9 protein-coding genes are annotated in these 9,613 nt (G+C 62.5%); 8 read left to right on the top strand and 1 reads right to left on the bottom strand.

Translation table 11 applies throughout. The annotated features are described in order from the left end of the window. The 8 genes from BQ17_RS22990 to BQ17_RS19710 all read left to right on the top strand — a co-directional run. The coding region (locus tag BQ17_RS22990) for a hypothetical protein (RefSeq protein WP_218068366.1) at positions 1 to 192 on the top strand (192 nt) is incomplete at its 5' end. Between the two features lie 92 nt (positions 193 to 284). Next, positions 285 to 2,411 (top strand): CDC48 family AAA ATPase, encoded by a 2,127-nt coding sequence (locus BQ17_RS19680; protein WP_089730052.1) that lies wholly within the window; start codon positions 285 to 287, stop codon positions 2,409 to 2,411. Positions 2,412 to 2,539: 128 nt separating this feature from the next. Then, on the top strand, positions 2,540 to 3,199 hold the full coding sequence (locus tag BQ17_RS19685) for a sulfotransferase family 2 domain-containing protein (RefSeq protein ID WP_089730054.1): 660 nt from the start codon (positions 2,540 to 2,542) through the stop codon (positions 3,197 to 3,199). Positions 3,200 to 3,790: 591 nt separating this feature from the next. After that, positions 3,791 to 4,867: a type VI secretion system protein TssA gene (tssA, locus tag BQ17_RS19690; protein WP_089730056.1), complete on the top strand. Its 1,077-nt coding sequence runs from the start codon at positions 3,791 to 3,793 to the stop codon at positions 4,865 to 4,867. A 295-nt stretch (positions 4,868 to 5,162) separates the two neighbouring features. Further along, positions 5,163 to 5,705 (top strand): type VI secretion system contractile sheath small subunit, encoded by a 543-nt coding sequence (gene tssB, locus BQ17_RS19695; protein ID WP_089730058.1) that lies wholly within the window; start codon positions 5,163 to 5,165, stop codon positions 5,703 to 5,705. Position 5,706: 1 nt separating this feature from the next. Beyond that, entirely contained in the window at positions 5,707 to 7,206 is a 1,500-nt protein-coding gene (tssC, locus tag BQ17_RS19700; RefSeq protein WP_089730060.1) for a type VI secretion system contractile sheath large subunit, read from the top strand. A 103-nt stretch (positions 7,207 to 7,309) separates the two neighbouring features. Then, complete coding sequence (locus BQ17_RS19705) at positions 7,310 to 7,798, top strand: Hcp family type VI secretion system effector (RefSeq protein WP_089730062.1); 489 nt, start codon at positions 7,310 to 7,312, stop codon at positions 7,796 to 7,798. A 725-nt stretch (positions 7,799 to 8,523) separates the two neighbouring features. Next, complete coding sequence (locus BQ17_RS19710; protein ID WP_089730064.1) at positions 8,524 to 9,336, top strand: type VI secretion system accessory protein TagJ; 813 nt, start codon at positions 8,524 to 8,526, stop codon at positions 9,334 to 9,336. A gap of 37 nt (positions 9,337 to 9,373) precedes the next feature. On the opposite strand, the gene BQ17_RS22995 is transcribed toward BQ17_RS19710, so the two are convergent. Beyond that, a partial coding sequence (locus BQ17_RS22995; RefSeq protein ID WP_218068367.1) for a hypothetical protein occupies positions 9,374 to 9,613 on the bottom strand: 240 nt, incomplete at its 5' end.

Raw genomic sequence — 9,613 nt, forward strand, 5'->3', positions numbered from 1 at the left:
ACCGGAACCTCCAGCCCTAAGCATAAGCCGGGGGTCGGCCAAGTGGCACCATCCTGCCGCCGCTTTGGATTTGGCAACGTATCCGTGCCCAGCAAAGGTGATGCGGCCAGGGGAAAGCGCCGTCGCTGCGGCGCGGGTGGAACCGAAGGGTCCGGATTCCCGGCCAACGCCGCTGGTATCCCTCGTGGCTGAGGTTCGATGCGGTCGCGCCGCTTTGCCGGCGCACTCCAAAGCAGTCCGGAATCCATAAAGAGCCAAAATTTATAGGTGCTTGCTCTGCCCCCATGTCGAATCCATCTGCGACCTCCTTAGGTTTCAAGGTCGCCGAGGCCCTCGTCCGGGATGTGGGCCGGGCGGTGGCCCGCCTGGACCCGGATGATATGCGCACCCTGGGGCTTGCGATTGGCGATTTCGTCGAGGTCGCGGGCAAATCCGGGACCCTGTGCAAGGTACTGCCGACGCACAAGGAGGCGCGCGGCCAAACGCAGATACAGCTCGACGGGCTGACCCGCGGCAATGCCGGGGTTTCCCTGGGCGAGACCGTGGTGCTGCGGGCCACCCTGTGCGAGCCGGCTCGCCAGGTGGAGCTGGCGCCTATCGACACCACCCCCCAGGAACGCGACCTGCCCTATATCGGCAGTCTGTTGGACGGCCTGCCCGTCCGGAGGGGGGATCGCATTCGCGCCACTCTGTTCGGCAACCGGGCGGCCGACTTCCGTGTGGTCTCCACCGCACCCAAGGGGGCGGTGGTGATCAACCCCACGACCCGACTGCTGGTGGGCGCGGCACGGCAGACCGAGACCACCGACCAGGCCCCGAGCTACGAAGACGTTGCCGGGTTGAAACCCCAGCTCCAGCGCATCCGCGAGATGATCGAGCTACCGCTGCGCTACCCGGAGGTCTTCGAGCGCCTGGGGATCGCCGCCCCCAAAGGCGTGCTGCTGCACGGACCGCCCGGCTGCGGCAAGACCCTGATCGCGCGTGCCATCGCCCACGAGACGGACGCCGCCTTCTTCACTGTCAGTGGTCCGGAGGTAATCCACAAGTTCTACGGCGAGAGCGAGGCGCAGCTGCGCAAGCTGTTCGCGGCGGCCGCAAGCAAGGCGCCGTCCATCCTGTTCCTCGACGAGATCGACGCCATCGCCCCCAAGCGCGAGCGGGTACAGGGTGAGGTGGAGAAGCGGGTGGTGGCCCAGCTGCTGGCGCTGATGGACGGTCTCAAGCGGCGGGCCCGGATCATTGTCATCGCGGCGACGAATCTGCCCCAGGTCCTGGACCCGGCCCTGCGCCGGCCCGGACGTTTCGACCGCGAGATCGCCATCCCCGTCCCCGGCCGCCCCGAGCGACGGGAGATCCTCGATGTCCACAGCCGCGGCATGCCGCTGGCCGACCCGAGGATCCTCGACGACCTGGCCGAGCGCACCCACGGCTTTGTCGGCGCCGACCTGGAGGCCTTATGTCGGGAGGCCGCCATGGCGAGCCTGCGTCGCATCCTGCCCGCGGTGGATTTCGAGCTGGCGCGGATCCCCTATGAGCTACTGCGCGACCTGCAAGTCCGGGATGCCGATTTCGAGACGGCGCTGCGGGAGGTGGAACCCTCGGCCATCCGCGAGGTATTCGTGGAAGTGCCTACCGTGCATTGGACGGACGTGGGGGGGCTGGCGGCGGTCAAGCAACGCCTGATAGAGCTGCTGCAATGGCCCTTGGCCCGCCCTGAGCTGTTCCGCGCGGCCGGGGTGGAGCCACCCAAAGGGATCCTGCTGGCCGGTCCGCCCGGCTGCGGCAAGACGCTGTTGGCCCGCGCCCTGGCCACCGAGACCCAACTCAACTTTATCTCCGTCAAGGGACCGGCCCTCCTGTCCAAGTTCGTCGGCGAGTCGGAGCGGGAGGTGCGCGAGGTGTTTCGCAAGGCCCGGCAGACCGCACCCTGTATCCTGTTCTGCGACGAAATCGACGCCCTGCTGCCGGTCCGTTCCGGCGTCTCCGTCGAATCCCAGGTCAGCGAACGGGTGCTGGCCCAATTTCTGACCGAGCTGGACGGCATCGAAGAGCTCAAGGGGGTCCTGGTGCTCGGCGCTACCAACCGCCTGGATCGACTGGACCCGGCGGCGATCCGGGCCGGGCGCTTCGATGCGATCCTCGAGGTGCCGTGGCCCGATGCAACCGCGCGGCGGGAGATCCTGGACATCCACCTGGCGCGGCGTCCCGTGGCCGAGGACCTGAAGGTCGCAGATCTGGTGGGCCCAAGCGACGGACTGAGCGCTGCGGAGATCGCCACGGCCTGTAATCGCGCGGCCCTGGCGGCGGTGCGCCGCTGTATAGCGGAATCAAGCAATAGGCCGTGCATCCGGGCCGCCGATCTGCGCGCGACGCTGGATTCCGTGCGGGCCGAACGGCGAACGGAGGCCTGATTGAATCCTAGTGCCAATCGCTAATAGGACAAGATTAACAAGATCTTCAGGATTAACAGGATTATTTTTCTGAATAATCAATTACAACATCTTGTTAATCTTGAAAATCCTGTGAATCCTGTACCATTATGTTCCTCTCCGTCAAGCACCGCTTCCTGTTCGTCCACATCGCCAAGACCGGCGGCACCAGCGTGCGTGCCAGCCTGCAGCACTTGCGTCGGCGCGATCCCTGGTATTGGCCCATGTTCCTGTGCAGCCGCTTGAGCCGCCTGAGCGGTCACCGCATCGCCGGCAAGCTGCCGCGCCACGCCAAGATCGTCGCCGCCAAGGAGCTGCTGCCGAAGGCGTTCTTCGATGAGCTGTTCAAATTCGCCTTCGTGCGCAATCCCTGGGACCTGCAGGTGAGCTCCTTCTACCATATCCGCCGTGAGCGTCCGCATTTCCTCGGGGGCCATGAGACATTCCAAGACTTCCTGCGCTGGAAGCTGGACCCGGAGCGCCCCTATCAGTATCACCTGGATACCTCTATCGAGCTGCAGACCGACTACCTGATCGATCTGCACGGTGAGTTGGTGGTAGATTTCATCGGACGCTATGAGCGCCTGGAGGAAGACTTTACCGAGGCCTGCGGGCGCATCGGCATCGCGCGGCCGAACCTGGCCCACAAACGCCGGGCGGTCGACCGCGGACGGGACTACCGAGACTACTATAGTGACGAGACCGCCGAACTGGTGGCGCACCACTTCAGGCGGGACATCGAGCTGTTAGGATACGCATTCGATCCCTGACCCTGGCGTAGGATGGACGTAGGATGCGGTGAGCGCGGCAGGTCTTACAGGATGGCATCACGAGGGGACGCGAACCGCATCAATGGACGCTTGGCCAGCGGCGAACCGCATCTTTGGCCGCTGGGCGTGCCCGACAGGGGTGTTGGGCACCTGTCTGCGTGTGGGATGCACAGGCAGGCATCCCTGGGGCAGTCGGCAGGCGCTCACCGCATATATGGCGGGTGGCGCCGTCCCTGGCTTACCCGCCCTACCATCATCCTACGCCCTTGGCCCAACCTACCGACTCGCTTCCAGGCCACGATCTTGTTTTTAGCAGTGGGTGTTATTCGGTTGCCCTGGGAACCTTCCATCCTCTTGCCCATCCAGGCTTCTTGTGCTATTACAGGCGCTAGACTACAGATAGAGCCTCAAAGTCTGCCCGACTTAAGGGATCGAAGGCACCCATCGGCCGGAAAACGGACCATTCCAGACACCCCCATGCGAAATTCGGCCGAGTTCGATGCCGCCTCTCAAACCTCAGTGATCAATGCCGTGCGCGGGCTTTCCCGGGCGCGCGGATGATTCCGATGACTCATAAGGACCGATCATCAGATGAGCGAATTCGATCTCGATAGCCTCTTGGAACCGGTCTCTGCTACGGATCCGACTGGTAAGGATCCGGAGTACGACCCCGATTTCACCCAGCTCAAGGAGGCGGCGAGCGGTCAGCCGGAACGGGTGATGGGAGACAGCGTGGTCCCCGCGGTTCCACCCGATTGGAAACAGGCGGTTGCGCTGGGGACGGGTCTGCTCTCCCGCAGCAAGGATTTGCGGACAGGGATCCTGATCTGCCGGGCGCTGCTCCACCGCGAGGGATTTTCAGGGCTCGCATCCGGGATCACCTTGATCCGTCGGTTGCTGGCGGAGTACTGGGAGGATGTCCACCCCCAGCTCGACACCGACGACGACAATGATCCGACCGAACGGATGAATGCCCTGCTGGATCTTTGCGATCGGGATGTCTTACTCACGCCGGTGCGAACCACCCCTTTGGTACACTCCCGAACCTTTGGCCCGGTAAGTCTCAGGGATATCGAAGCCGCCAAGGGTGAATCTTCCGAACCCGCGGCTGGAAAACAGGCGCCCTTGGATGCGGCATCCGTCGATGCGGCCTTTCAGGACTGTGAGCTCGAGCAGCTGCGGGAGACGGCCAGTGCCGTCGCGAGTGCCGTCAGTGACTTGGGCGAGCTCGAAAGGATCGTGACGGACCACGTCGGTGTCGCCCAGGTGCCTGATCTCAGGCCCATCCGCGACCTCTTTGCGGAAGCCGATACCCTGCTGAGAACCAAACTCGCGGAGCGGACGGGCACCAGCGATGCGGGATTGGAAGCGACGGTATCTACAGGTAACGGTGTGCCGACGGAAGCGACGTTACCTCCGGGTGACAAGCCGGCAACGTCCATGGGGGGAAACCGCTCCGCGACCATAGCTGGCCGCGAAGATGTAGTAAGGATGCTCGACCGAATTTGCGATTATTACGCCCGCAACGAGCCCTCGAGCCCGGTCCCCCTGTTGCTGCAGCGGGCACGACGCCTGGTGACGAAGGATTTTGTCGGCATCGTGCAGGATCTCGCCCCCGACGGTTTGGCCCAGATCGAAGCCATCCGTGGCCCGGAAGGCGACGACTAGTACACATGCTCTCGACTACTGATAACATTGAGCGAGCAGGCTTCCCACGGAAGATTTAGCCGCAAATGAACGCAAATCAACGCAAATGATTGCAACGGGATCGAGAGCTGTCGTTGATGGCGAGCCGGTTACAACCGCTTTGCGTGTATTTGCGTTCATTCGCGTTCATTTGCGGCAAATAAATCATTCCCATGTTATCGGTACTTCGGCATTGCTGTACCAGGAACCAAGCCCGGTGGGCAGCGATCCGAGCCTTTATAATCCATAAAATTCTTAAAGTGAGGGGAGATTGACCGTGGCCAAAGAAAGCAGCCAAAAATTCATCGCCCGCAATCGCGCACCCCGGGTGCAGATCGAATACGATGTCGAGCTCTATGGGGCGGAGAAGCTCATTCAATTACCCTTTGTGATGGGCGTCCTGGCGGATCTCTCGGGCAAGTCGGAAGAGCCCCTGGCCCCGGTAGCGGACCGCAAGTTTCTGGAGATTGACGTCGATAACTTCGAGGAACGGCTCAAATCCATGAAGCCGCGGGTTGCCTTCCAGGTGCCGAACACCCTGACCGGAGAGGGTAATCTAAATGTGGCCCTGACCTTCGAGAGCATGGACGACTTCTCGCCCGCGGCGGTGGCCCGTAAGGTAGACTCCTTGAACCAGCTGCTTCAGGCCCGTACCCAGCTCGATAATCTTCTTACCTTTATGGACGGCAAGAGCGGGGCGGAGGACCTCATCGCCAATGCCCTGAAGGACCCGGCACTGCTGCAAGCCCTCGCCGCGGCGCCCAAGCCCCAGGAGGAGAAAACGCAGGAACAAGAGCCGGCAGCCGCAGAGGACAAGTAACATGGCCGAATCCGAACTCAGTCCCGAAGCCCAAGCCGAAGCCCAGACCCAGGTCATCGAGCCCGATGGGTTCGCATCCCTGCTGCAAAAGGAATTCAAGCCGAGGACCGACCGCGCCAAAGAGGCGGTGGAGCAGGCGGTTCACACCCTGGCCGAGCAGGCCCTCTCGCAGACGGCGCTCATCTCCGAGGATGCGGTGCGCTCGATCGAGGCGATGATTGCCGAGATCGATCGCAAGCTCACCGAGCAGGTCAACCAAATCATCCATCATCCCGACTTTCAACAGCTAGAGGGCAGCTGGCGCGGTCTGCATTACCTGGTGAACAATACCGAGACCGACGAGATGCTCAAGATCCGGGTCATGAACATCTCCAAGAAGGAGACCCACAAGACCCTCAAGAAATACAAGGGCACGGCCTGGGACCAGAGCCCCCTGTTCAAGAAGGTCTACGAAGAAGAATACGGCCAGTTCGGCGGTGAGCCCTACGGGTGTCTGGTGGGGGACTACTACTTCGATCACAGCCCGATGGATGTGGAATTCCTGGGCCTGATGTCGCAGGTCTCGGCGGCGGCTCACACCCCCTTCATCGCCGGGGCGGACCCAGGGACCCTCCAAATGCAGTCGTGGCAGGAATTGAGCAATCCACGGGATCTGACCAAGATCTTCCAGACCCCGGAATACGCCGCCTGGCGCTCCCTGCGCGAATCCGACGACGCGCGCTACATCGGTCTGGCGCTGCCCCGATTTCTTTCCCGTTATCCCTATGGAGCCAAGACGGATCCGGTGGAAGAGTTCGATTTCGAAGAAGAAACCGGGGCGGCGGACCACACCAAATACACCTGGTCCAACTCCGCCTATGCCATGGCCGTAAACATCAATCGCGCCTTCAAGCTCTACGGCTGGTGTTCGCGGATCCGGGGCGTGGAATCGGGCGGGGCCGTGGAGGGGCTGCCGGTCCACAATTTCCCTACCGACGACGGTGGGGTGGACATGAAATGCCCGACGGAAATCGCCATCAGCGACCGCCGCGAGGCCGAGCTGGCAAAGAACGGCTTCATGCCGCTCATCCACAAGAAGAACTCCGACTTCGCCGCCTTCATCGGCGCCCAGTCGCTCCAGAAACCCTTCGAGTACGACGACCCGGATGCCACGGCGAACGCCAACCTCTCCGCCCGTCTGCCGTACCTGTTCGCGGTGTGCCGGTTTGCCCATTATCTGAAGTGCATCGTGCGGGACAAGATCGGCTCCTTCAAGGAACGGGAGGATATGGAGAAATGGTTGAACAAGTGGGTCAACCGGTATGTGGAGCCCAATCCCGGGACCGCCTCGGAGGATGACAAGGCACGCAAGCCCCTGGCGGCGGCCGAAGTCACCGTAGAAGAGGTGGAGGGTAACCCGGGTTACTACTCCTCGAAATTCTTTCTGCGGCCCCACTACCAGCTCGAGGGTCTCACGGTCTCCTTGCGGCTGGTCTCCAAGCTGCCGTCGCAGAAGACCTGAATCCGTGTCCTGCAAGGCCGGGCCGCCTTGCGGGCATACTCACCGGACCCGAGCGTGACGCGCGGGGCCAAGATGGCCCAATCACATACGGAGGATACTACTCATGGCAGTCGACATGTTTGCGAAGATAGAAGGCATCGATGGCGAGAGCACCGATGACGCCCACGACAAATGGATCGAAGTGCTGAGCTTCAACCACGGCGTTTCCCAGCCCGTGTCCGGGGCCAGTGGGACCGGGGGCCGGACCGGGGGCCGTGCCGATTTTCAAGACTTCAGCATCGTCAAGACCATCGACAACGCCACGCCGGATCTCTGCATCAAGTGCGCCAAGGGCGAGCACATCCCCAAGGTAGAGATCGAGCTGTGCCTGGCTACGGGCGATAAGCACACCTTCATGAAATACATCCTGGAGGATGTTATCGTGTCTTCGATCGCTCCCGGCGGCACTAAGGAGGATGAGACCAAGCCCCTCGAGAACGTGTCCCTCGCCTACGGCAAGATCAAATGGGAGTACACCCCGATCGACCACACCGGGAAGCCCGGCTCCGCCACCGACCGAACCTGGAATCTCGAGACTAACAAGCAGGAGTGAGTAAAGGCTCCGCGGCCGGTTTCGCCCAGGTTATAGGCACCTCTCTGGCTCCCACGCTCCAGCGTGGGAGCAAGTCCAGACGCTCCAGCGTCATGAGGCATTGGCCGCTGGAGCGGCCACAACGGCGTTCTTTCTCGTTCCCACGCGCTGCGTGGGAACCTGGTTGCTCCGCGCCGCACAGAGAATCGGGCCGGTGTCCACCATGCGTATACCTGGGAACTAAACCTGCCGGCTGTCCGGCGTTATTTGGTGCGGCCCAGAAGGCGTCTGCTCTGACCGTTGCCGACAGCTGGTCATTGGGTGGGTAAGCCGTCTGAAAGACGGCGGTCCCAGCCGGCCCGGGACCACCGATATTTCGTTGGCCCCTGGGACCGCCGACATTTTGTCGGCCCCTGGGACCGCCGACATGTTGTCGGCTCTTCTGGTTACCGGCTAGAACCTGAATGCCAAGTTGCCGGTCCAAATGGTCATTAGTCATGCTTATTTTTCTCGTTCCCATGCGCTGCGTGGGAACCAGAGACCGGGAGCGGGGCTTTCGCGACGCCCTCGCCGGGAGAGGGCGGGGGTGAGGGGGAAATTCAAAAGCTCAGATTGTGCCGTGTGGCAATATAGCTTGCTGCCGCACTCCAAAACGTCTGGTCGTACCTGTCTGATTGTCAGCAGTCTGGAATCCATCACGAATTAGTGTCTATTCGTGGTTCTTCGTCTAGCGTGAGGATGTATGCATGAATGCCGAGCAAGCACTGACGGCGGGCGACATCCACGCCGCCCTGGCGGACCTCCAAGGCCGGATCAAGCAGAATCCCGCCGACGCCAAGCTGCGGGTCTTTCTGTTTCAGCTGCTCGCGGTGATGGGCCGATGGGAACGCGCCTTGACCCAGCTGAATGTGGCGGGTGAGCTGAACAGCGCCAATCTGGCCATGGTCAACACCTACCGGGAGGCGCTTCGCTGCGAGGTCTTCCGCGCCCAGGTCTTTTCCGGCCAGCGGGACCCCTTGCTGTTCGGCACCCCCGAGCCCTGGGTGGCGCTGCTGGTGGAGGCTCTGCGACTGGCGGCCCAGGACCGGGTTCAGGAGTCCCAGACGCTGCGTGAACAGGCCTTCGAGCAGGCGCCCGCCACGGCCGGCACCATCGACGGGGAACCCTTTGCCTGGATCGCGGATGCCGACCAACGCCTGGGACCGGTGCTGGAGGCCATCATCAACGGGCGTTACTACCTGGTTCCCTTTCACACCATACGGGCACTCGTACTCGAAGCCCCCACCGATCTGCGGGATCTGGTCTGGACCCCCGCCCACATCACCTGGACCAACGAGGGCGAGACGGTGGCTCTGATTCCCGCGCGTTACCCAGGGTCGGAGTCGAGTGAGGACGACCGCATCAAGCTGGCATGGCGAACGGAATGGACGGCAGGCGGTGCCGATCTCTTCCTCGGGCATGGACAACGGATGTTGATAACAGATGCAGGCGAGTACCCCTGGTTGGAAACCCGGCGCATCGAGCTCGCCGGCGAGCCGGACGGCACCACTGCCGCCTAGTACGGATGCGCTCAACTGCCAGTAACAGGGAAGCAACCTAACAGCCGGATAGCCCGTAGGGCGGGTCAGGCGTGTGCGCCAGGCGCCGCGATTGCCGCGGCGGTGGGCGCGCCGTCACCCGCCGGAGGTGACTGACATACGGCGGATGGCGGCCATCCCTGGCCTGATCCGCCCGACGCGGGCTGACACGAAAGATGCCACAGGGCGAGCGCGTATAAATCCTCCCGAGAACATGATCTTGTAGGTTGGGCAAGGGCCGTAAGATGTGGTGAGCGCA

Source organism: Candidatus Thiosymbion oneisti (genome assembly GCF_900092655.1).
In the GTDB taxonomy this organism is placed as follows: Bacteria; Pseudomonadota; Gammaproteobacteria; order Chromatiales; family Chromatiaceae; genus Thiosymbion; species Thiosymbion oneisti.